We start from the raw sequence: 23,090 nt of genomic DNA, 5'->3' as shown, positions 1-23,090 counted from the left end.
ACCGGAGCGCCTGGTCACCGAAAGGATCCGACTTCAAAGGCCAGTGATATCATAATCTTCGCTCAGTCGGTGCACACCCTCACGGTGTCGCCTTCACCGCATCCTTGCCGTTCATCACCGCCACCATGGCGATGTCCACCAGCAGCTTCTGCACGTTGCAGCTCGATGCCGCAAAGCTCTTCTGGAGGTCCTCCAGCGTCTGCGGCCCATAGGCCAGCGGCTGCTGCTTCACGAAGTGGTTGAACACCTGGCGGATGAACGCGCGGTGCCCGTAGGGACTGCCTGCCACATAGTTCACGATGTCGCGCGGCCCGGTCAGGTGCACCTTGCGGCCTTCATCATCGGAGAATTCGCCGTCCGCATTCACCGGCTTGTTGTTGTCCTTCGTGCGCCAGCGGCCGATGGCATCGAAGTTCTCCAGACTGAAACCCAGCGGGTTGATCGTGGAGTGGCAGGACATGCAGGAGTTATTGCGCGTCAGTTCGGTGATCTTCTCGCGCATTGTCAGCTTCGGATTGAAGTGGCTCTCATCAAAGGTCACCGCCATCGGTGGCGGGCGCAGCGAGAGGCCCACGATGTTGCGCGTCAGAAACACCCCGCGATGAATCGGCGAGGTCGCCCGGCTGCTGGCCAGTGAGGCGAGCAGATACGGATGCGTCACCACGCCCGCGCGCTGTTTCGGATCAAACGACACCTGCTGAAATTCTCCGCCTTGCACCGGCTTGCCATAGAATTTGCCGAGGCGGTCATTGAGCAGCAGGTAGTCCGCCTGCAGCAGCTGCCGGTAGTCTGACTGCGGACTCCACACCACCTGGTCGAGAAACACGAAGAGAGATTCGCGCAGGTCCGCCAGCACGCTGTCGTCAAAGCCGGGGAAGATCTTCATGTCCTTCGCATTGCCCTCGGCGCGCTCCAGCTCCAGCCAATGGTGGAAGAAGCCGTGCATCTTCGCCTTGGTGCGCGTGTCGGTCAGCATGCGCTGCGCTTCGGCGCGGATCTGCTCCGGTGTGCGCAGTTTGCCCGCCGCGGCGGCCTGCATCAGCTTCTTGTCGGGAATGGAATCCCACAGCGCCAGCGCCAGACGTGAAGCATAGGCGTAGTCGTCCGGCTCCTCGGCCTCCCGCAGTTCAGGGTAGAGAAACTGCGGCGCCTTCAACGTGAAGAGCACCACCCGCTTCACCGCCTGCTCCGGGGTTTTGGCGGTCTTGAACTGCGCCTCGATGTAGAGCTGCTTCTGCTCCTCCGTCAGCGGGCGGCAGAAGGCGGCCTCCACAAACGTGAAGGCAAATTTCTTGAGCTTCTCCACGCGGTCCGGCGCTCCGTCTTTGGTGCCGGCGAGTTCGTTCAGGTTTTCCTGCACGTCCTCCGCCGTGGAGATGGCGGCGTCCGTGGTGGCCTGGTCCCAGGCTTTGGAAATGGAGGTGCCGCGCTCATAGCCCACACTGCGGTCATCCGCAGGGAAACTCGTGCGCACGACCATGAGCTCGCGCGGCCTGTCCGTCCGCAGCGCATGCTGCGGGATGATCTCCGCCACGCCGTGCGGCGTCTTCCACCACAGTTCGATGGACGCGGACTTCTCCTTGAATTTGAAATGGTCCAGCCTCAACGCATAAGCGCGGCCCCCCACGAGAAAGAGGCTCTTCTTTTCCTCCCGCACCGTCGGACCTGCGCTCACCCAGGCGTCGATCAGCGCATCGCTTTCATTCATGTCATTCACCCAAAGGCGCGCGCCGTTCTCGGTCTTGAGGATGAACTCATACACGCCCGTCTCCTCCGCCATCACGCTCCCGGTCCAGGAATTTTGAAACTGCTCCGCCTCCATCTTCTCCTTGTCCGGGCTGTCCGCGCCAAAGTGAAACGCCACCTGCGGGTCCACGCGCTCCAGCTTGTAGTTCGGCCGCTTCGCCTTGATGCCTTTCTTCGGCGTCGTGTCCACGACAGGCTCTCCCGGCTTCGGCAGCTCCACGCCGCGATACACCGCCTTCAGCCCCGTCTCCGCATTCACCGGACGGTCAAACCCCGGCCCCATGCGAAAGCGACCGATCAGATCCATCACCGATGTGCGATACTGCGCAATCGTCAGGCGGCTCAGATCCTGGTCTGGCGGATGGCTGCGCGCCTGTGCTGCGCCGGAGTAAAACGCGTCATAAATATACGCAGCCACATTCTTCGCATCCTCGCCCACGCAGGTGCCTTCCTTGTCCTCCGGCATCGTGCGTTCGATCTTGCGCGTCAGCGCCTCCAGCGTCAGGTCGCCCGTCAGCGGATCATCAAACTTGTCCTTCACGCCCTGGCCCTTGGTCCCATGGCATTCCTGGCACATCTTTTGGTAAATGACGGCTCCGGGATGCTCCGCCGGCGCGGCCGCTGAAGCGTACGCCGTGAGCAGTCCCAGCGCGAGCCAGGAAAAATGAGAATGGGGGGATGGGCGAGCCATGAAAGGGGGTAGAACTTGGCTAAGAGAATAATCCTCTCACAGCAACCCTCTTTCAACCGGCTTCCTCGTTCGTAACTATTCAGATCCCTGGGAAGGACGAAGTACAGCTGAAGAGGTTTTTGTGTGCCCCCTCCCCCGGCCTCTCCCCGAAGGAATCTACCGGCGATAAATGCCTCGGCGGGGAGAGGAGAACGCGTTGCGATTCCAATTGAGTGGTAAAGCGCCTCAGCGCGAATCCCCTCTCCCCGCCCCAGGCTTCTTAGCTGTGGGGTTACTTCGGGGAGAGGCTGGGTGAGGGGCCGGTTACAATGCCTTTTTTGTCTGCTGCCGTCTCATTACTGCGGACCTGAATAGTTACCCTCGTTCTTCACTCAGGTTCAGTGTGCGTAGTTCGGCCTTCAGCAACTCCCGCACCCGCCGCACCCCTTCGCCTTCTTCGCTCCCAGCTTCTTCTCAATCTCCAGCGACGTCGGCGTCACCGCCAGCCCTCCGAGTGACGTGCACCGATGCTCCCGCGGCATCCTCTCCGCCACAGCCTTCGCAGCATCAATCACTTCATCCAGCGGAATGAGTGGATCAAAATCGGCCAGCGCCATGTTGGCACAGGAGAGCGCATTGCTCGCTGCCATCACGTTCTTGCCCAGGCAGGGCGCTTCGACCCGGTTCGCGATGGGATCACAAATCAAACCGAGCATGCTCTGAAATGCCATGCTGGCCGCAGCGATGGACTGATCCCGTGTGCCACCTGCCAGCGTCACCAGCGCCGCAGCCGCCATGCTTGCTGCAGCGCCTCCCTCCGCCTGGCACCCTCCCACCTCCGCCGCAAAGGTCCAGCGCGTGGCGATGAAGACACCGATGAGACCGCTGGCCAGCATCGCCTGCGCCATTTCCTCCTCGGATTTCCCCATCGCCTCAGCCATACCGATCACCGCGCCTGGCAGCGCCGCGCAAGCACCTGCCGTGGGTGCAGCCACGATGACTCCCATGGAACTCTTCACCTCCATGAGCGCCGTGACATACAGCACGACTCGATTTAGCGCCCCACCATCCAGCAGCCTTCCCGCCTGCATCAGTTCGTTAAAGCGCCCGCTCTGATGCCCCAGCACGCGATCCTCATACTGCGTGCCCGCAATCCCACTGGCGATCGACTTCCTCAAAATGCGCACAATGGCGATCATCTTGTCGATGACCTCGCGCTCCGTGAAATTTCCCCGCGCCATCTCATACGCCGCAGCGAGACGCCACAGTGCTGTCTTTGTTTCACCATCCTGCGCCAGCATTTCCGCACAACTGGTGAAGGGCACGCTCATGTCTCTGCGCGAGGGCACCGGCAGCACTGGCGCAAGACGTCTCACCGCAATCGCCGCAGGATGCTCCACAAACGCCGCCGCCTTCACCTGGATGAGCTGGCTTTCGCCCGCGTCATGCCGGGTCACTTCATCGGCCGCAAACTCAGCCGCTGTGCCTTTGGGCAGCCAGATCAGCGTTTCATGATACCCGCCATCCATGCTCAGCGCCGTGCCGTCGATGCTCAGCACCTCGATCATTCCGCCACCCGTGGAGATGGCGATAAGCGAGTGCTCTTCACGCGTGTTCCGCAACGTGAGCCGATAAGTGTTTGGATGCGGATCCCCCACGTCCACCGTCTCAAAGCGCAGTTTGATGCCTGCATCTGCCAGCGCCTGCGCAGAGTCCGGCAGCCGCTCATCATCCGCGTCCCAACCGAGCAATCCGCCAAAGAGTCCCATGTCGCTGCCCTGGCTTTCATGCGTGGTGGGCAGCGATCCGCTGCGGTCAAACTCCACCAGCACCTCCGCGATGTCTCCCTCCATCAAATCCCGCGCCAGCCTGCCGATGCGCAGCGCCGCCGCGCAGTGCGAACTCGACGGCCCGCGCATCACGGGACCAATAACGTCATTGAAAATGGAAACGGTGCTCATGTCAGGGCTGCGGTGGCGCAGTGCTGCGGCCTTCGCGTTTGGATTGTTCCAGCAGCGCCTTCAGTTCGGCGGCGACGGCAGGCTGCTTCAAATAGAGGTTGGTGGTCTCACCCGGATCGGCCGCCAGATCGTAGAGCTGCCCCGGCGCTTCGGGCGAAGCTTCAGGCAGCGCAAACGGCTTCAGCTCGCCCGAGGTGTAGTTGTTTCCGCCGGAGCCGCGATGGTCGATGTACTTCCAATTTCCACGCCGAACGGAGAGCGTGCGCTGACCGCTAAAAGCCTGCATGAGCAAATAAGGGCGCACAGGCGCAGACGCTTTGCCTTCGAGCACGGGCAGGAGATTGAAGCTGTCCTCCGCAGCATCGCGCGGCAGTTCAGCGCCAGTGATGGCTGCGAGCGTGGCCATGACATCCGTGAGGCAGGCGAGTTGATCGCTGGTGCTGCCGCCTTTCACATGCCCCGGCCAGCGCACGATGAATGGCACGCGGTGCCCGCCCTCCCATGCATCCCGCTTCATGCCACGCCAGGGCCTCGCGCCATCGTGATGATGATCCGCGCGCATGTGCACGATGCTGGTGGTCTCGGGGCCGTTGTCGCTGGAAAGCAGAACCAGCGTCTTGTCCGCGATGCCGAGTTTCTCCAACTCCTTCATCAGCTCGCCCACGATGTGATCGAACTCGCCGATGAAATCGCCATGCGGCCCCGCCTGCGTTTTGTTTTGAAACTCCGGCGCAGCAAACGAGGGCAGATGCACCGCCTGGGTGGCGTGATAAAGAAAAAAGGGCTTCTCCGGCGTGCGGCGCATGTGCTCCTGCATGAACTCGCGGCTCTTCTTCAGAAAGAGCAGGTCCACTTCTTCCATCGGAAAATCCGGCGCGATCAAACCTCCTCGGCAGTCATTCGCATAAGGATGCTTCGGCAGCTTGGAGCGGTCCAGCGAGCCCTGCGGCGGCACCGGGATGCGGTCGCCATTGATGAAGGCATACAGCCAGTCCGTGGTGGGACAGCAGGCCGTGCCAAAGAAGCGCTCAAAGCCATGATCCAGCGGCCCGCCTTCAATGCGTCGTGTGAAGTCAATGCGCCGCGCATCGTCCAGTTTTCCACTATGAATCGCTTCGCCAGCCGAGTCACGAAAGGTCAGGCCCACATGCCACTTGCCCACAGCCGCCGTGGAATAGCCCTGCTTTTTCAGCATCGCCGGAAGTGTGAGCCTTCCGGGTGCGATCAGGCTGGGACCACCCGCCCCTTGAAACACCGTGCCACCGCCTGGCACACGAAATGCCATCTGCCCCGTCATGAGACTGTAGCGTGAAGGCGTGCACACCGTGGCCGGGCTGTGTGCATCGGTGAATCTCATGCCCTCCTTTGCAAGGCGGTCGATGTTCGGCGTATCGACCTTGGACTGCGCATTGTAGCAGCGCACATCCCCATACCCCAGATCATCCGCGAGGATCAGCAAGACATTCGGCCGTTCGGCAGCGATGCTCAGGCTGCACCCAAGTGTGATCAGCGCGAAGATAAGGCGTGGGGTTTTCATGCAAAACACGACCGCTTATTTCTCCAGTTCCTGCCGAGTCGCGATGGGCACGTAGCCGATCTCCAGCCCCTTCGGCGGAGTGAGGATCAGCGCGGGATCAATGTCTGCCAGCGTGCCGAAATCGGGAGGTGTGAGATAGTTGCGATCCTTCGTCCAGGCTCGGTGCAGCTTCTCGACGCGTTTCTGCACTTCCTCGCGCTCCGCATCGCTGAGGTCGGCGTTCATCATCGCTGGCTGATCGGCGAAGCGATACCAGTAATACGTCACCACGCTGCCATCTCCCAGGCGGGCTTTGAAAGGGCCTGCCTTCGGTCCCGGAGTCTTCCATGAGCTCGTGGTATCTTCTGGTGTGGTGCGCGGTTCCTGCGGTTTTTCCGCCGGAGTGGTGAACTGGTGCTGAGTGAGTCCCAGATCTGCAGGCACCTCCTTCGGCGGCAGCACATTCCACTGCGGCTTTTTGCCGTTGGCGTTGAGGCCCAGAGAAAAATATTCCGGCAGTGTCACCAGTCCTGCAGCGCTGCGTGTCATTTGAGCATCCCACTTGTAGGCAAAGGTGTTCGGCTGGGGCGCGAAGGAAGTGGCAAAGGCATTCCAGGCCAGAGGCACTTTTTCCTCACGCTTCGTTCCCGGCGGATAGATGCTCCAGTTGGAACCGCCGCCCGAACGGAAGGGATGCACCACTGAGGCGTCCGCCTTGATCGCGCCATCCGCAGGCGCACCACCGGCAAACCACTTCTCCACATCATCCCAAAGCGCCGCTTTCTTGTACGCGGTCAGGCGATGCAGCACCGTGGAGGTGCCGTCTGCTCCAACGGGGAAGGACGTGGGCGCGACTCGTGCGAACTCCTTGCCGCTCGCATCCTTCGTGAGAATGGCGGGCACATGCTGTGTCTCCATCTGGATCGGCTTGTTCGGTCCGGCAGGGCGCATGTCCAGCAGCATCTCCGCCCATTCAGGGTGATCCAGCTTGGCCTGCGACCAGAAGAACGGTGTGAAGAAAGCCGCCGGACCTTTGAAGTTTCCGGTGCTCAGAAACAGCGTCCAGCACTGGTTCCCCGTGGGCACGTTTTTGCCCGCCGTGGTGCTCTTGGGATTCGTCAGCGGCAGAGGCAGATAGCCGTAGCCAAACATCTCGCCGCGCGTGCCCTGCTTCAGATTCAAACCATCCAGCGGAAACAGCAGCCAGGGGCTGAGCTGTGCGACACCATACTGCCCACGTGGCTTTTCCCAGGTGCCCGCGCCGTAGCCAGGACCATTCGCGATGAAGGAAAAGTTCGGCCCCACTCCGCCCATGATGAACTTCGGCGTGGTGGTGGGGAAATGCGTGTCCCGCCACCAGCCCAGTCCGCCTTCGATGTCCGTGTAGCATTTGTCCTCCGGCTTTTTTCCTTCTTCATACTGCGGATGCATCCACGTCCCGCAGAGCCCGGTTTGAAATCGATGCCCCGGATACGTGTCCACCAGCGGCCACGCGGCAGCGTAAAGGGAGAAGCCCGCATTGAACTCCTCCGGCACCCGTTCGGTGGGTGCAAAGAGATAGCCCGCCATCTCGCCCTGCTGCGGCTCGGCAGACCATGCCGGAGAGGGAAGAGTGAGCAATGCGGTGCTGAGAAGAGGAAGAAGACGTTTCATGAGGTCGTGTGCGGTTGCTTCAGGTGGGATCACTTTTTCATCATCGACAGGTTTGCTTCGGCAAAGGCGCGGCCCATGAGCGCAAAGGTTTTGGCGCAGCCGAGGTAGTGGTAGCCGGCATTTGAGGCGCCGCGTTTCCACAGCGCTTCCTCCGCCGGAGAGATGAGCTTGGCTTCATACTCCTTCAGATACTCGCGCTTCTGGGCCTCGGTCATGTGACCGTCGGCATTGGCGTGGTCCTTGTGCTTCGAGTTTAGGAAGGAGCCCATCTGCCGCACCTGGGCGCGCTTTTCGTCGATGGCTGAGAGTTCTTCAGACCAAAACGGCGCGGTCTGCACGGCGATGACGTTGCCTTTGAATTCAGGGAGCAAGGAGGGCGCGGTCATTGCCTCGCGGAAGGTGAAATTGTCCGGGTTGGCCTTCTTTCCATCGACACCCATGACACCGATCACGAACGGCATCTTCGGTGCGTCCAGATCCTTGCGCACATCGCGGATGAACTTGGTCAGCAGGTCGCTGTACACCGCAAACCGCCCGGGCTTGCCACGATCGGGATAAGTGTGACCGTCCACCATGTCGTTGAATCCCTGAAACCAGACGAAACCCGCGATCTCGTAGCCCTGTGCGGCGTCGTAGGCCGGGCACACGCGCTTCGGATCTGCGAGCACATGTTTCACATGCTCGATCATGTAGCGATAGAAGCGCCCGGTTTCCTTTTTCTTCTCCTCCTGCCACTGGTTCATGTCCTTCGGCACACCGTGGCCCGGCGGGCCATAGTAGAGCTTCTTCTGGTAGTCATTGAGTTCATACGGTCCCGCGCTCGGCGGGCGGAACTCAGTGTTCAGGCTTCTGCCGCCCCACGCGTTCTTGATGATGAGCACCGGCTCCTTCAGCGCGGCGTCCATGGTGAGGCCGAAGGTGAACTCCGGCCCGATCTTGCCGTTCGACTTCGTGGCATCGTCTCGCGCACCGTAGCCAGCCGTGAGCTTGCCCGTGCCCTCTCCATTCGAGCTGCCGTCGTATCTGCCGGTGAGGTAGGAGATCCAGGTGTGATCGCACACCGCAGGCTGACCATCTGGTCCGCGCATCTGTTTCAATAGCGGAGCGGTGGCGGGATCATCGCCGATGTAGTCAAACGTCTCGATCTTCGCGTGTCCCTCCATGTTGGACTGGCCTGCCAAGATGAAGACCTTCAGCGGCTTCGCATGAAGCTGGGCTGTTAATAGGAGGAGAGGCAGCAGTTTGAGCGTGTGTTTCATGGTTTGGCGAGTTGGTGGATCGTTCCGTGGAGAATGCGGTCGTTGATTTTAAGCTCGTAGCATTGCGTCGGCGCGAGGTCCGGGATGTCCAGGGTCACGCTGCGTCCGTCCGCACTCTGGTGCACGGCGCGGATGCTCAGCGTGTGTTCATCGTAGTGCTTCGAGCCGTAGTTTTTGCTGCGCTGGAGGTGCCACACCTTGATCGCGCAGTCTTTGTCTTTTACCTCAATGGGATCGCTGAAGGTCACACGCAGGCCGCCCTGCATGGCATGCACGGCCAGCGGCACCTGCGCTGCCTTGCCAGTGCTGCGGACGCGATGGAAGCCGCCGGGTGACGTCGCATTGCCAGCCCAGGCAAACATGCCGCAGGTGTAGAGCGCGCCATCCGCGCCGAACCGGCCACGCATGATGCCCGTGGCAAAGGCGGGCAGGGGAAGCTCGCACACCGCGCCCTGCCACTGTCCGTTCACCTCCTCATGCGGCACCACAAAGATCCGCCCCGTGCCGTAGCTCAGATTCAGCAGCGACCCGCCCAGACCACCCCACGCATTCTTGGGAACCCACACGAGTTCCGCAGGGCTGCGGTCCTTTTCATTCGTGATCCACACCAGCGGCTGTTCCATTGCCGAATCGGAGCTGTCGGTCACGCTCGTGTAGCCGTACATGTTGCCGTAAAAGCCGCCTGCCCTCACGCGGTTGATGCGGTTCTTCGGCGTCCAGAAGCCTTCCTGATCCGTGACGAAAAAGGTGCCGTCGTCATTGAGGCAGACGCCATTCGCCGCACGAAATCCGGTGGCTAGAATCTCCGTGCGCGATCCATCCGCGCTCACTTTCAGCAGCGTGCCATGCTGCGGCACCACGCTGTCCAGCGCATGCCTGCCGGACTTCGCATAGTAGAAATTGCCAGCCGCATCGGTCTGCAGGCCCATGGCAAATTCGTGGAAGTGCTCCGTCACCTGTGCGTCGTCGTTGAAGCATTCGATGAAGTCCGTCTCGCCATCGCCATTGAGATCCCGCAGCCGTGCGATCTGATCCCGGCAGGTGATGAAAAGCTCCTCACCTCGAAACTTCACGCCCAGCGGCTGGAAGAGTCCTGCGGCGATCCTGCGCCACGTCAGCGCGGCCGGTGCCTTCTGCATCAAGCCATCCACTCGCCAAACGTCTCCATTCCACAGAGCCACCACGGCTGCCTTGCCATCCGGCGTGAAATCAAATCCGCCCGGGCGCATCCAGCTCTGCCATGGGTTCTCGACTGGCAGCGGAAAATCATCTGCCGCAAAAGGGCCATCTTCTTTGCCTGCCACCGAGTTCGTGCTCACGGTCTGAGGCCATTTCGCGGGCCCTCCCTGAGTCAGAGCTTTGAGATCGGTAGATGCCGCAAAGGTTTTGGCCAGCGTGTCCAGAGAGCCCGCGTCCACGCGTGAAATGAAAAGCTGTGCTTTGGCTCCCGAGGGAAGTTTGGCCACCCAGAAGCCGTCCGTCTTGCTCAACGTGCCATCGCCACGAAGAAAGACGTTCACGTTCTCAGGAGCCACTCGCAGCAGCAAAGGCTGCTTTGCCTCGCCCACGTTCACCGTGCGTACAAAGACCGGTGTGCTGCCGTAGTCCAGCCATGCGGGAGACTCCAGCACGCGCGTGCCGAAAATGTTCGCTGCCACCACCACTTTGTTTTGGTGCGTGTAGATCCCGGCAAACTTCAGTCCGGCATGCGGGCCGTATTTTTTCCCGTCCTTCGCTGCGACGCGTTTGTCTTCAAAGCTGTCCAGAGTCCAGCCCGGCCCAGTCGGATTGATGAAATGGCGCTCGCCCGTCAGGCCGGTGTGCGTGCCGTGGCTGCCGTCAAAGGCGATGCCTTTCCAGTCCACAAAATCTCCTGTGGTCGCCGTGGCCACGCGCATCGTGTCATGGTCGTAGATCATCCACGCACGGCCCTTGCTCACGCCGCCGGGACCGTCATCCAGGCGAACGGCGATGCCCTTTTGAGCAATGTTTTCCGGCGCAACTTCCAGCGTCCAAAACAACGCGGGGCCGAGGACCATGCGCTTGTAGGGTGGCAGGGAGGTGTCTGGCCGCTCAGCCTCAGCACGCACCAGCCCCAGCGGCAGCATGGCAAGATCTGCCTCCTTGAACTGAGACGGATTGTGCGGCCGCAGGAAGGTTTCGCGGATGTACTGGATGACCGCATATTTCTGCGCGGTGGTGTACTGCGGCTGCGGCACCATCTGGCCAAAGCCTTTCGTCAGTGTCACATACATCGAGTACGGGTCCGAGCCGTTCTTGAACTGGCCTTCCGCAAAGCGCAGGGCCGTGGGCAGGGAGCCCGGCTGCTCTTTGGTGCCATGACATACCACGCAGAGCGTCTTGTAGATGGTGGCGCCCTCTTCCAGCGTCTTCTCATTCCAGCCGCGCACGATCTCCGCGTGATCACTCCGCTCCAGCGCCTGCACCCAGCCGCTGCCGCCTTCCACAACAGGCCTGCCACCTGCCTTCGGCTGATACGCAAAGTCCGGCGTGTTGGCGCCAGTTCCACCATTTTTGAAAAGCAGCGCCATCTCCGCATCCGGCAGCGCACGCTTCCACACCCGCACGGCGTGGATTTTTCCTTTGGCAAAATCTCCCGCAAAATTCGGTGCGGCGCGCCCCACTTTAAAGACATGCTCTTTTTGATCCGGCTTGGTGAAGCCTGCCTTCTCCGCGATGGATTTGCCATCGAGCCAGAGTTTTGCCAATCCCTCGCGCACCGTGAGCACCACGGTATGCGGCTTGCCATCATTGACCTTGGGGCCGCCGTTCATCGCACCCAGCCAGCCAATGTCATACACGAGCCGCCCGCCACGGATGAAGAGCGCCTTGGCATCGGGCGACCACTTGCCTTTGGGAGCGCACTTTGAAAACAAGGTCCCATCGCCGTTTGACTCAAATTCCGCCATCGCCGTGAAATCCGCGCCGAGGTCGAGGTTTGCATCCGCGAAATCCTTTGCGCCTGTTTGCGCCAGTGACGGTGCATCCTCCGGCCCGCGCACTAGCTTTCCGGCACTCCACACTCGAAGCACAGGCGCACCATCCGACGGATGTTCCACCGCGATATCGTGCGGCCCCTTCGCATCGAGGGAAAGGATCGTATCATCGCTCAGCTTCACCTTCGCAGCGCCATCCAGATGCAGGCGGTAGTTCAGCGGCCACTCCGGCGCATCAAACGGCAGGGCATCGCGTGGAACCGCGGCGAGGGCAGTTGATTGAAGAGCAAGAAGTAAGAGAAGGCGGTGCATGGATGAGACTACTTTTTAGCTTTGGCCTTCCGCTTGGGAGCCTCTGGACGCGGATAGCGCACGACTTCGACATCGTTCTTCTGCAGGGCACCCGGTGTGCTGCGGCCATCGGTGATGAGCTTCTCAAGCAGGGCTTTCATTTCGGCCACCTTCTCCGGCATCATTGCCGCGAGGTTCTTCGTTTCACCGATGTCCTCCGCGAGATTGTAGAGCTGCACGGGCTGCGATTGATCGCCGCCGCTGCCCCAGCCGCCGGACCCCGGTGCAGGAATGTATTTCCATGAGCCGCTGCGCACTCCCGGTATGCCTCCGATGGAGGCGCTCACGGCGTTTTCGCGGATGGGTTTGTCTCCGCCTTTGAGCAGCGGCAGCAGGCTGAAGCTGTCTTCACCGGCATTGTCCGGCAGCTTGACGTCGAAGATATCTGCGAAGGTGCGGATGAAGTCGGCTTGATACACGAGCTGGCCGCACACGCTGCCCGGCTTGACCACGCCGGGCCAGCGCACCATGAACGGCACGCGGTGTCCGCCTTCCCATGCATCCGCCTTGTAGCCGCGCAAGGGGCCGCTGGGATAGTGACCCATTTGTTCAAGATCCTTCACGCCGATGTAGGGCGCGCAGCCGTTGTCCGCGGTGAAGATCACAAGCGTGTTCTCCGCCGCGCCGCTTTTCTCAAGCGCATCCAGCACGCGGCCCACGACGGCATCTGTCTCCATCACAAAATCAGCGAAGAGATTGAGGTGGCTTTTGTCCTTCCACTCTGTGTTTACGGCCAGCGGCGTGTGCGGCGAGGTCAGCGGCATGTAAACGAGGAAGGGTTCCTTCTTCTGCACGGCCTCGTCGATGAACCGGATCGTGCGGTCTCCCAGCGCTGGCAGGATGCCCTCAAGCTTCCAGCCTTTGAGCGCAGGACCCTGGTTGCTCGCCTGGTTTTTAGCCATGGATTCACGCGGCAGAAAATCGGTGGGAATCCCCAGAGTGCGGTCGTTTTCAATGAAGCAAAACGGCGGCCAGTTTGGAATGTCGGTGCCAAAGTAAAGATCAAAGCCGCGCGTGCTGGGGCCGCCGGGAATAGGCTTCGAGAAGATGTCGCGCCAGGCGGCGATCTGCTGCTCGGTGGCCACCGCTCCGGCTGCTGCTGCTTTATTTGCTCTCTTACCCGCTTCATCGTCCGGCTGCTTCGAAGGCGTGAGCAAGGGGCGCTGCTCTTTCGTGATGGGCCAGTCCCAGCCGAGGTGCCATTTGCCGATGCAGGCGGTGCGGTAGCCCTGCTGCTTTGCCAGCGTGCCGATGGTCACGCGATCCGGCGCGATCAAAGGCTCGCCAAACACGCCGACGATGCTTCTCTGCAATCGCGTGCGCCAGTGATAGCGGCCGGTGAGGAGGGTGTAGCGGGAGGGCGAACACACGCCGGAGGAGGAGTGCCCGTCCGTGAAGCGCATGCCCTGTGCTGCCAGCTTGTCGATGTTCGGCGTTGGAATCTTCCCTCGCTCAGGATTGTTGCATTGCACATCACCGAAGCCGAGATCATCCGCAAGAATGACGAGAATGTTCGGTTTCGCGTCGGCCGCGAACGTTATGGCGAACGGAAGCAGCAGCAGGCTGGCAAGCAGGGAGGCTTTCATGAGTGTCTCAACGGTGGTCAATGACAAAAGCTGGCCGGGAAAGCACGCCTTTTGAAAGCGCTCCATAGTGGTCGGAGCGCCAGAAGTTCTTCAAATCGTCGGCGGTGATGAGCTGAATGCCGGGCGTGGCGACGGCGGGATTGCAGAGGATGTAGAGATTTTCATCGGCAATGTAGCCGCAGACATTGAGCGTGTGACCTGCGCTGCCGCCGGGATATTGCGGGCCGATGTATTTGAAATCCACGACAACTGGTCGTCCAACATCGAGTTCAGATTTGAGCATGCTGGTGGCCTGCTCAAAACCGGCGTCATCAGGCGTGAAGGTGATGAGCTTCCACTTCTGCCCGATCTTCGCCGAGGCATCCAGCAGATGTCCCCAGTCGGTGCCGGTGCCAAGAGGAGAGGGACACAGGCGTTTGAAGTCCCAGCCACCGATCTCACTGCCTTGGAAACGGGCAAAGATGGCGCAGGCCGTGGAGCCGCAGTTGTTGTAGCCCTGCTGGATGTGCGGCATCTGAACGAAGGCAAACTTTCCCGGTTCGTTCTTGCGCCCACGATAGCTCATGAGCTTGAGCAGGTCCGCTGCCTGCTGTGCAGAGGCGATGTCAGACGGCTGCGAAGGATGTCCGGTGGCACCTGTGGGGTGAAGTTTTGCGGCCTTGGTCCAGCTGGCTTTGGCGGCCTCTGTTTCACCCGCTTGGAAATGCATTTCACCTAGCAGCACCAGACCGGAGGGATTGTTCAGCTCCGCAGCGCGCTCTGCCAGGCGGCGGGCCTGTGCGGCGTCCGCCTTGACTCCTTCGCCTGCGTGATAGGCCATCGCAGCGGCTGCGGCGGCTCGACCGTGGCCCCCGTCTGCGGCCTTTTTCCACCACTCGAGCGCCTTTGCGCAATCCTGCTCGGTGCCTTGCGCGCCGTAGTAGCACTGGCCCAGATTGAACGCGGCCTGCGCGGATTCATTCGCCGCCGACTTGAAGTAAGCGAAGGCGATGGCGGGATTCCGCTTTACCACCGCACCACGCAGGTAGGCAAAGCCGATGAAATCCATGGCATCGGCGTTGCCGGCATCCGCTGCACGATGCGCCCAGGTCATCGCTTCGTCATTGTCCTTCGGGGCATCCTTGCCATCGCGAAGCCGAATGGCCAGATCCAGCTGTGCTTTGGCGTCTCCTTCAGCGGCCTGACTGCGCAGCGTTTTGAGCGGAGTGGGGGCATCTGCAAGCAAAAGAGTCTGGGACATGAACAATGCGGCCAGGAGGGTGAAAGGGGGCTTGTGCATCAGCATGATCATGGCGCATAGGAAGTTTGGGTGTCTTGAGTCTTCTGTGTCCGTGTTTTGTCAAAAACGGCATAATGACGAAGCACGTGGAAGTCGTCTGGATGACGGCCGTAATGTGTGGCATCTCCCTGACCCATGAAAAAAGTCCCTTCAGCTTTCCCCGGCCTGCTTTCCGCCAACGGCGCACTGCTGGTGGACGCCCGTGTGGTGGAGCAGCTCGCGGATCTGATGCACGACACCGCTTTTTTCATCAAGGACGCATCAGGCCGTTATCTCGTGGTGAATCAGTCGCTCGTGGAGCGGCATGGGCTCAGGCATAAATCGCAGATGCTCGGGCGGCGGCCCTGTGAAGTCTGCCCCGGTGATTACGGACGCATTCCCACAGAGCAGGATGAGCAGGTGCTGCGCACGGGGCAGCCGATCGTTGAGCGTCTGGAGCTGTTCTGGCGCAAGCCGAACGTGCCCGTGTGGGGCCTCACCAGCAAGCTGCCCGTGCGCGATGCAAACGGCCGCGTGACCGGCCTCATCGGTATTTCCAAAGATCTCTCGGCACCGGTGAGCCTCGATGATGTTTCTCCCAAAGTGGCACGCGTGCTGAGCCTCCTCGAAACTTCCTGCGGCGATCCGGTGAGCCCGTCATCGCTCGCGCGGAAGGCGGGCATGACTCCCGCGCGGTTTGCACGCATCGTCAGGCGCATCCACGGCATCAGCCCCATGCAGCTCATCACGAAAACGCGCATCACCATCGGCAGCAGGCTGCTGGGGGAGACGGATGCGTCCATTGCCCAGATCGCGCTGGACTGCGGCTTTGCGGATCACAGCGCGTTCACACGTGCCTTCCGTGCGGTCACGGGTGAATCTCCCACCGAGCACCGGCGGCGTTCGCGACAGGGATGAGTCATGCACTCCATAGCTTTTCCAGCAGCGCATACATCGCGGGATCGTGCTGTTTCAGCTCGTCCTTGGTGAAGGGGTAGAAATCATTGTGGCTGAAGAAGGCCTCCGAACACTCGGCAAAGTACTCCTTCGCATTCGTCATCGCATAAGCCTTGGCGATGCGTTTGCGTCCTTCGGAATCCTGGCGCTGCACCTTGTCGTATTTGCCCGCAGCTTTTGCAGCCTGGAAGGCGGTCTCGATCTCCGCGTTTTCAAAGCCCAGCACACGGTCATGGTAGGCGTGTGCTAGCTCATGCAGCGCGAAGTTCGGCATGCGGCGGGTCTCGTCTTCAAAGATGCGCACATTGGTGAATTCCACACCCTTCGCCATCACGGGATCGCGGCCGTTGTCCTTCAGCCAGTCAGCGCCGGGGTGGTATTCGGCGCGCGGATGAGACTTTGGATATTCGGGATTGAAATACAGCGGCACCTTCCGCAGCTCCGTCACCGCCTTGGCCGGAACCACGCGCACGATCTCCTGCAACTGCAGCGCCAGAAGCTTCAGCGCCTTCTCGGTCAACTCTGCCTCCTTCTGCAACAGCTCGCGGCTGATGCTCACGCTCCAGCCTTCGATGCTGCGGATCTCGCGTGCACCGTTGGCGTCTGCATCGCGCTTTTGGGCCTTCTGCTTGATCAACTCTCTTGCTGCCTGCAGAGGCGCGGGCCACGCAAAGGTGGGGGCCTTGGCGGGATCATAACCCGCCATGTGCCCTGTGAGCCGCGTGGGCGGCTTGGTGTAGTGCAGCTCGGTTTCGCCGAAGACTTCACGGCATAGCGCGGCGAGACCGGGGTCATACTCGATGAGCTGAGTGCGAAGGTGCACGTGATTGTGATCGTGGTCGTTCACGCGGTTGTCATCAAACCAGCTCTGCACGCCCTCGGCCCAGTACTCGCTGTGGTTCACACTCGCATACTTGCCGCGCCACAAGCCTGCTTTCATCGCCGCGTCATAGGTGGCCTTCAGGCGCTTGTCGAAAGTGGGGTCCACATTCACCATGCCACGCAGATGGATGGCGTGTGCAAATTCGTGAATGACGATGCACTCCTTCTCATAAGGATCTCCCGGGAAGCCCAGCACATTCTCCTCCGCGCAGGAGCAGAAGGGATCCGTCTTGCTGCCGCCGAGGCCGCGTGCGCGTGTGTCCCAGTAGTCTTTGCCAGACAGCTTCTCAAAGCCCTTCATCGGCTCGGCAGCCATGCTGGCAAACTCCGGCATGTCCGTGGTGAATTCATCATGCGCCATGATGATCATGCGCGCGCCGCTGTCGATCATCGCCTGCCGCACGTCGGGCCGATGTTGCAGCATGATATCCAGCAGGTAGGCGACTTCCTTCAGCGCATACGGATTTGTCTTCGCCGTGGCGACAATCGGGAAACCATGCGCGCTCTCGCGCTGCGTGTAGATCGCGGGCACGCCGTCTGGCGTTGCGGGATCGTAGCGGAAGCCCTGCACTGGAACTTTGCTCACCACCTCCGTCTCACGCTTGCCATCCTCGATGACAAAACGATGCCCAATCGTCGTGCCAATGATGTTGTCTTTTCCGGGTTCGATCCTGCCATTCGGCACGCGCGCGCCTTCTTGGTTGATCCAAAACACTTCGACCGCATTCGGCGCCGCATTGATAATCTGGAGCTTGGGGCGGTCCAGGGCGAGTGCCGGTGTGGCGATGCAGCTGAGGAGAATGAGCAGGGCTTTCATGTGAAGGCGTACATCAATGCTTGCGAAGGGTTAGGGCATTTCGACGAGCCAATAGGCTTTTGTATGTTGGACAAGTCTGACCGTGAGGTGAGCACCTGCATGAACCTGAGCGGAATCGGCCTTTTTCAACCTGCCCCATCCGCTTGTAGTGCTCGCAGACGCGTGCAGCCGAAGTTTTGCCACGCCTTCCGTTACATCGATGACAGTAGCCTTGCATAAGCCGCCAGCCGAACGCGTCTGGCTGATAGGCATTCTTGGGAATAGCTGCCCATCACGCTTTTCTGTGGGCTGCATTGCTGAGGGGGAGATGCAAAACACCAATGCCGGAAACTTTTCATTGCCCTCAAATCCTTCGACATTTTCAAAATCGGGAGGCTCGGCCAGACTATGGATAATTACTTTGTTCCAGCCTGGGGTGACCATCAATTCCACGAAGGGTTCGTCTTCCATCAAGAGTCCGCTGAATGCAGACATCGGATCACTTATGATTACCCGACCGGACGGCGCATGGACCCATTCTTCAAAGCTGCACCGCAGCCGTGCTTGCTCCACTTTGGGCAGCTCGTCAGAGATTTGGCAGGCATGTTCAACTTGTTCGCAGAGCAGCAGAGTGAATTCTCCATTGCTGCTCAATTGTCGCAAATGGGAGACGTTTCGCTGCCAGACTTCCTGCCAGTCACCTTCGGGATAATCGCAGCTCAAATGGCTGCGTCCATCGGGATCTGTGAAATGATTCATGCAGTGCAACCATTCATCTGTCGGCTGGAATCCCGATGCTGGGTCAAAAATGACCATGCAGCCTGCGTCTGTGAATGCTGTAAACGAGATGGGTGTCATGCGAAGCGGTCGGGTGACATCAAATCGAGCGAAACAGGCGGCTTCTCTCCGGCGATCAGGTCGCTGACGATCTGCCCGGTGGCGGGGGCGAGGCTGAGGCCCATCATGGCGTGGCCGGTGGCCAGGGTGAGATTCTTCCACTTCTGCGTGCGGCCTATGTAGGGCATGCCATCCGGCGAGACCGGGCGCAGGCCGCTCCAGGGTTTCACTTCGGCGAAGTCGCTTTCTTTGAATGCGGGGAAGTATTGTGGAAACGCGCGCGTGATGCCGCGCACCCGGCGCTGGGTGATGGATTCATCGATGCCGGCCATCTCCATGGTTCCGCCCACGCGGAGAGCGCCATCCATGGGGGTCACGGCCAGACGTGCCTCCGTGCAGATGCTGCATAAGGCGGGAAGCTGTGCCGGATTTTGCAAGGTGAGGCTGTAACCCTTGCCGGCCTGCATCGGTAATTTGAGGCCGAGGAATCGGGCGAGTTCTGAAGACCAGACTCCACCACACAATACCACTTCTTGACCCTCGACTTGACCTCTTGACGTCTTGACCGCCTTCAAGATCCCATTCTCCACCTCAAAGCCACGCACCTCCGTGTCCCAAAGAATCTTCACGCCGAGGCGGACGAGTTCTGCTTCGAGGGCGGCGATGAAGCGTGAAGGTGGGAGGTGGCAGTCTTTGGGGAAATAGACGCTGCCGCAGACGTCGATGGTCACCGCGGGATCGAGCGCGGCGGTGGCTTTGGCATCGAGCACCTCTGCGGGGATGCCCAGGGCGTTGGCTTGCGCGGCCATGCGGGCTTCTTCGTCCAGCGTGTGCTGCTGCTTGCAGAGCATGAGCAGGCCCTTTTTGACGAGACCGAAGTCGAGGCCGATGTTTTCAAAGCACTGGCGGCTGAACAGGCTGAGATCGCGGAGGACAGGGGCGGCGGCATCGACTCGCGCCTTGGTGGCGGCTTTCCAGAAGTGCAGTCCCCACGAGAGGAGATCGGCATCGAGGCGGGGCTTGATGTAGAAGGGGGACTCGGGATTCCACATCCACTTGAGGCCCAGGCTGACCATGCCGGGGGCTGCAAGCGGGATGAAGTGGCTGGGGACGACCATGCCTGCATTGCCAAAGGAGCAGCCCTCGCGCTGCGAGGCATTTCGCTCAATGACGGTGACCTGCATGCCGCGCCGGGCGCAGTAGAGCGCCGTGCTCAGGCCGATGACTCCGGCGCCGAGGATGGTGATATGGGAGGGCATGGAGGGCTATACAGCGGGCTTGCGTTCGCATCTTGAACGAATCGAGGCTGAAGCGGGCCGAATTTCGACAAGGCGCGGGTTTTTCTATGGGACGGGCGGCTTGCGGCGTTGTTCCTGAAGCCACCATGATTCGTCTTCTTTTTCCTCTGCTCTGTCTCTCCACCTTTGCCGCGGCCCAGCTCAAAGAACTGCTGCCGGGAGAGCCGACGCGGGAGGATCTGGGACGTGCGAAAGGGATGCTGGAGAAGTGGGAAAACGACGCGCCGGAGGAGGCGCGGCGGGTCATGCGCATCTGCTACTGGAGTCCGGCGGACCGCGAGCCGCAGCCGGAGTATCGCGCACGGCTGACGCGGGTGCTGAAGCATGTGCAGGATTTTTATCGGCGCGAGATGGCGAGCTGGGGATTTCCGGAGCGGACGATTCAGCTCGAATTGGAAACGGATGGCCTGCTGAAGCTGCATGTGGTGCAAGGGCGGCTGAAGTCTGAGGAATGCAGTGAGTCCGATCAAAAAGACGGGCGCGAGATCAAGCAGGACTGCCTGAAGGTGCTGCGTGAGACGGGCATCGATGGAGCGCAGGAGACGATGGTGATCTTCTGCAATCTGGCTGACTGGGACTCGGAGAAACGCACCATGGGGCACCACAGCCCGTATTATGCGAGCGGGGACAGCGCCCATGGCACCGCGTGGCAGGTGGACTCGCCGCTGCTGGATGCGGACTCGCTCGCAGTGAAGGATCAGATGATTCAAGACAAGCAGTATGGGAAGATCTCGCTCGGGAAGTACAACAGCATCTTCATCGGCGGCGTGTGTCATGAGATCGGGCATGCGCTGGGCCTGCCGCACTGCAAGGAGTGCGCCGCAGCGCGCAGGCTGCGCGGCACGGCGCTGATGGGCAGCGGCAACCGGACCTATGGCGAGGAGTTGCGCGGTGAAGGGCGCGGCTCATTTCTCTCACTGTCGCATGCACTGAAGCTGGCGGCGCATCCGCAGTTTTCGGGTTCGGTGAAGCAGATGGGAACGAAGGCGAAAGCGACGTTCGCTGGGTGGAAGCTTGAGCCGCGTGCGGAGGGGTTGGCGGTGAGCGGGAGCGTGCAGGCCAATCTGCCGGTGCATGCCGTGCTGGCGTATGCGGATCCGGCAGGTGGCGGGGATTATGACAGCCAGATCGCCGTGGCCGTGCCGGGAGAAGGCGGGCGCTTTTCGCTGCTGCTACAGCGTTCTGAAAAGAAGGACACAAGCGTTAGCCTGCACGTTGTGGCGGTGTGTGTGAACGGTGCGGCTACCGCGAGTGTGTGGTCCGAGCAGGCGGTGACGATGAATGGGCGCATTACAGCGGAGTCGGCCTATGATGTGAGCAAGGCGGTGCAGAAGATGGAGCTTGATGCGCAATGGCCCGCGTTCAGTGCTGGGAAGCTTTCGGAGCAGGAGATGGCCAAGCTGAGTCCGGAAGTGCAGGGGATCCTGCGGCGGCTGCGTGCGGCGGACAACGCGAAAGGAAAGACCTCGCCTGCGGAGGCTGAGGGAAAAGTGCTGGTGCTTTCTGATGCCAAGCCGCTGCATGCGGAGACGGGCTGGGCGGGCGTGCACTTTGACCGCACGCCGGAAGGCGGGCCCCTGCAAGGCCCCGAGGGTTTGTTTGAGCAAGGCCTCTATGCGCATGCAAACTCTGTGTATGAGTATGAGCTGGGCGGGCGCTGGGACAGCTTCACAGGCAGCGCCTGCGTGCTGCAGGGCGGCTTTGGCAAAGTGGAAGCCACGATCTGGGGAGATGGCCGCGAGCTGTGGAAATCGAAAGTGCTGAAGGCGGGCGATCTGGCGGCTTTTGATGTGGAGGTCAGAGGTGTGAAGAAGCTCACGCTGCGCATCGAAGGGAAGGATGGCATCAACGGTGCCTGGGGCGCGTGGGGGGAGACGGTGCTGAGGCGTGGGGGGAAGTAGGTGTGAGATTCGATCACGACGGCTTGGCAAATTCGGAGTGCTTTTCCTGAGCATTTGCACCGCAGAGAACCTGACAAAACGGGGCTTGCTAGTGGAATGAGGGCTGCGGAGATGGAGCAGGTTGCGTGCACTCAGATTCCGGCTGAAGCCGGTACTACAAAGCGTACGCTGGCTGGTTTCAGGTTTGAGGTGGTGCGGGCCCTCCGGAACGGGCTAAAGCCCGAACTACGTACCCAGAAGAGCTGCCTCTATCTTTTCAAGCATCATGGCTGCAACTTAAGGCGGTAAACGGAAGCGCCGAGGCTTGAGGCGTAAATCAGGTTGTTTTTGGCGTCCCAGCCGAAGTAGTTGAAGGCGCCGATGGCACTGATGCCTTTTTTAAAACCATCGGGCGGGGAGAAGGCGGGAGCCACGTTTTTCCAGGTCTTGCCACCGTCGCGAGAGATGAAAAAGGCCCTGTCTGAGACGACCATCATCTCCTGCTCAGTGCTGCCGAAGTAGGGACCAAACATGGCTTTCTCCGGGCCTTTACCTGTCAGTGTCCAGTCTTTGCCGTTCTCCGAAACGACGACGCCTTCGGTGGTGGTCCAGAATGCTTTTTTGCCGTAATGGACGGGCCTGCGTCCGAGCACCCGGTATTTTGCCACCTCGGTCCAGGTCTTGCCTGCGTCCGTGCTCAGGCCGATGCCGGCTTGATCGCGATGAGCGCGCAACAGGGTGCTGGCGTCCATGAGGCCGTAGTATTGGCCGAGGGCCATTTTTGAGTCCTTGGGGTTTTCAGTGTCTTTGTAAATCTGCCGCCAGCTGCTGCCGCCGTCGGTGCTCAAGACGGTGAAGTAAGGCTCATGCAGCAGGCCGAAGATGGTTTGTGGATTGCTGGTGCTCCAATCTACGTCGGCGTATTCCAACATTCGGAGCAGCTTGCCGAAGGGCCGCCAGGATGCGCCGCCATCGAGGGTTATTCCGCCTGTGCCGTCAATGGTGAAGAACGCCAGCCGCCCATCGTAGGGATAGGCCATCGAGAAGCCAAATCCCGTTTCGCAGCGACCGGTGATGTTGTTGCCAGGGATCACTGTCCAAGTCTGGCCCTGATCCTTGCTGCTGCAAATGCCATTGCCCTTGCTGGTCACGATAAAAACCTCGCCTGTGGGTGCCACGGCCATCCCAACGCAGCGTCGCAAGTGGGCCGGGGATATGTCGTGTACTTTGATCTTCTTGAAGAATTCGTCGGAGATGTTTTTCCACGGAGTGGTGTCAGCAGGCTGCTCCGGTTTTGAGGGTTGTTCGGCAGAGGTGGCTTCCGAGAGGAATGAGGCGAGACACAGGAGGGTGAGCGCGAGTGAGTTTGAAATGCGGAGTGGAATCATGCGGGGTGTAACGAGATGGGACTGCGTCAACTTACTGAGGCACGGTGTGGAGGTGGCAAGGGACATGCCGACATTAACGGGGCCTGGAGCTTGCG

14 protein-coding genes are annotated in these 23,090 nt (G+C 60.6%); 2 read left to right on the top strand and 12 right to left on the bottom strand.

What is annotated here, in order from left to right:
- Positions 1-79: 79 nt before the first annotated feature.
- From ACILSR_RS28685 to ACILSR_RS28650, 8 genes are all read right to left on the bottom strand, one after another.
- On the bottom strand, positions 80-2,437 hold the full coding sequence (locus tag ACILSR_RS28685; RefSeq protein WP_395753255.1) for a DUF1592 domain-containing protein: 2,358 nt from the start codon (positions 2,435-2,437) through the stop codon (positions 80-82).
- Positions 2,438-2,835: 398 nt separating this feature from the next.
- The gene (locus ACILSR_RS28680; protein WP_395753254.1) at positions 2,836-4,377 is read right to left on the bottom strand and encodes an L-serine ammonia-lyase, iron-sulfur-dependent, subunit alpha; all 1,542 of its coding nucleotides are present in this window, start codon (positions 4,375-4,377) and stop codon (positions 2,836-2,838) included.
- Between the two features lies 1 nt (position 4,378).
- On the bottom strand, positions 4,379-5,914 hold the full coding sequence (locus ACILSR_RS28675; protein ID WP_395753253.1) for an arylsulfatase: 1,536 nt from the start codon (positions 5,912-5,914) through the stop codon (positions 4,379-4,381).
- 15 nt (positions 5,915-5,929) lie between these two features.
- Positions 5,930-7,546, bottom strand: coding sequence for a hypothetical protein (locus ACILSR_RS28670; RefSeq protein WP_395753252.1), 1,617 nt, complete (start codon positions 7,544-7,546; stop codon positions 5,930-5,932).
- A 29-nt stretch (positions 7,547-7,575) separates the two neighbouring features.
- Positions 7,576-8,805, bottom strand: a complete 1,230-nt coding sequence (locus ACILSR_RS28665; protein ID WP_395753251.1) for a sialate O-acetylesterase — start codon at positions 8,803-8,805, stop codon at positions 7,576-7,578.
- Positions 8,802-12,074 carry a DUF6797 domain-containing protein gene (locus ACILSR_RS28660; RefSeq protein ID WP_395753250.1) on the bottom strand — a complete coding sequence of 1,091 codons (3,273 nt, stop codon included), beginning with the start codon at positions 12,072-12,074 and terminating at the stop codon, positions 8,802-8,804. The genes ACILSR_RS28665 and ACILSR_RS28660 overlap by 4 nt, the downstream gene beginning before the upstream one ends.
- 8 nt (positions 12,075-12,082) lie before the next feature.
- Positions 12,083-13,699, bottom strand: coding sequence for an arylsulfatase (locus ACILSR_RS28655; RefSeq protein ID WP_395753249.1), 1,617 nt, complete (start codon positions 13,697-13,699; stop codon positions 12,083-12,085).
- Between the two features lie 7 nt (positions 13,700-13,706).
- Positions 13,707-14,990, bottom strand: coding sequence for a hypothetical protein (locus ACILSR_RS28650; protein ID WP_395753248.1), 1,284 nt, complete (start codon positions 14,988-14,990; stop codon positions 13,707-13,709).
- A gap of 123 nt (positions 14,991-15,113) precedes the next feature.
- Between ACILSR_RS28650 and ACILSR_RS28645 the strand changes: the two genes are divergently transcribed.
- Complete coding sequence (locus ACILSR_RS28645) at positions 15,114-15,875, top strand: helix-turn-helix domain-containing protein (RefSeq protein WP_395753247.1); 762 nt, start codon at positions 15,114-15,116, stop codon at positions 15,873-15,875.
- A 1-nt stretch (position 15,876) separates the two neighbouring features.
- Here the strand turns inward: ACILSR_RS28645 and ACILSR_RS28640 are convergent, their stop codons facing one another.
- The 3 genes from ACILSR_RS28640 to ACILSR_RS28630 are packed head-to-tail and all read right to left on the bottom strand — an operon-like array spanning position 15,877 to position 19,688.
- On the bottom strand, positions 15,877-17,613 hold the full coding sequence (locus ACILSR_RS28640; protein ID WP_395753246.1) for a hypothetical protein: 1,737 nt from the start codon (positions 17,611-17,613) through the stop codon (positions 15,877-15,879).
- A 30-nt stretch (positions 17,614-17,643) separates the two neighbouring features.
- Entirely contained in the window at positions 17,644-18,450 is an 807-nt protein-coding gene (locus ACILSR_RS28635) for a hypothetical protein (RefSeq protein WP_395753245.1), read from the bottom strand.
- Positions 18,447-19,688 carry an NAD(P)/FAD-dependent oxidoreductase gene (locus ACILSR_RS28630; protein ID WP_395753244.1) on the bottom strand — a complete coding sequence of 414 codons (1,242 nt, stop codon included), beginning with the start codon at positions 19,686-19,688 and terminating at the stop codon, positions 18,447-18,449. The genes ACILSR_RS28635 and ACILSR_RS28630 overlap by 4 nt, the downstream gene beginning before the upstream one ends.
- 125 nt (positions 19,689-19,813) lie before the next feature.
- Here ACILSR_RS28630 and ACILSR_RS28625 point away from each other — a divergent pair, with 125 nt between their 5' ends.
- Positions 19,814-21,628, top strand: coding sequence for an NPCBM/NEW2 domain-containing protein (locus tag ACILSR_RS28625; RefSeq protein WP_395753243.1), 1,815 nt, complete (start codon positions 19,814-19,816; stop codon positions 21,626-21,628).
- 263 nt (positions 21,629-21,891) lie between these two features.
- Here ACILSR_RS28625 and ACILSR_RS28620 read toward each other — a convergent pair whose 3' ends face one another.
- Positions 21,892-22,995, bottom strand: a complete 1,104-nt coding sequence (locus ACILSR_RS28620; protein WP_395753242.1) for a WD40/YVTN/BNR-like repeat-containing protein — start codon at positions 22,993-22,995, stop codon at positions 21,892-21,894.
- Positions 22,996-23,090 lie beyond the last annotated feature (95 nt).

Origin of the sequence: Prosthecobacter sp., assembly GCF_044222565.1 — a bacterium.
Taxonomy (GTDB): domain Bacteria; phylum Verrucomicrobiota; class Verrucomicrobiia; order Verrucomicrobiales; family Verrucomicrobiaceae; genus Prosthecobacter.
This window is presented reverse-complemented; position numbering and strand designations above follow the sequence as displayed.

Excerpts from the sequence above, each read along its gene's own strand:
- ACILSR_RS28685 (WP_395753255.1), bottom strand. The coding sequence starts at position 2,437 with ATGGCTCGCCCATCCCCCCATTCTCATTTTTCCTGGCTCGCGCTGGGA.
- ACILSR_RS28680 (WP_395753254.1), bottom strand. The coding sequence starts at position 4,377 with ATGAGCACCGTTTCCATTTTCAATGACGTTATTGGTCCCGTGATGCGC.
- ACILSR_RS28675 (WP_395753253.1), bottom strand. The coding sequence starts at position 5,914 with ATGAAAACCCCACGCCTTATCTTCGCGCTGATCACACTTGGGTGCAGC.
- ACILSR_RS28670 (WP_395753252.1), bottom strand. The coding sequence starts at position 7,546 with ATGAAACGTCTTCTTCCTCTTCTCAGCACCGCATTGCTCACTCTTCCC.
- ACILSR_RS28665 (WP_395753251.1), bottom strand. The coding sequence starts at position 8,805 with ATGAAACACACGCTCAAACTGCTGCCTCTCCTCCTATTAACAGCCCAG.
- ACILSR_RS28660 (WP_395753250.1), bottom strand. The coding sequence starts at position 12,074 with ATGCACCGCCTTCTCTTACTTCTTGCTCTTCAATCAACTGCCCTCGCC.
- ACILSR_RS28655 (WP_395753249.1), bottom strand. The coding sequence starts at position 13,699 with ATGAAAGCCTCCCTGCTTGCCAGCCTGCTGCTGCTTCCGTTCGCCATA.
- ACILSR_RS28650 (WP_395753248.1), bottom strand. The coding sequence starts at position 14,990 with ATGATCATGCTGATGCACAAGCCCCCTTTCACCCTCCTGGCCGCATTG.
- ACILSR_RS28645 (WP_395753247.1), top strand. The coding sequence starts at position 15,114 with ATGAAAAAAGTCCCTTCAGCTTTCCCCGGCCTGCTTTCCGCCAACGGC.
- ACILSR_RS28640 (WP_395753246.1), bottom strand. The coding sequence starts at position 17,613 with ATGAAAGCCCTGCTCATTCTCCTCAGCTGCATCGCCACACCGGCACTC.
- ACILSR_RS28635 (WP_395753245.1), bottom strand. The coding sequence starts at position 18,450 with ATGACACCCATCTCGTTTACAGCATTCACAGACGCAGGCTGCATGGTC.
- ACILSR_RS28630 (WP_395753244.1), bottom strand. The coding sequence starts at position 19,688 with ATGCCCTCCCATATCACCATCCTCGGCGCCGGAGTCATCGGCCTGAGC.
- ACILSR_RS28625 (WP_395753243.1), top strand. The coding sequence starts at position 19,814 with ATGATTCGTCTTCTTTTTCCTCTGCTCTGTCTCTCCACCTTTGCCGCG.
- ACILSR_RS28620 (WP_395753242.1), bottom strand. The coding sequence starts at position 22,995 with ATGATTCCACTCCGCATTTCAAACTCACTCGCGCTCACCCTCCTGTGT.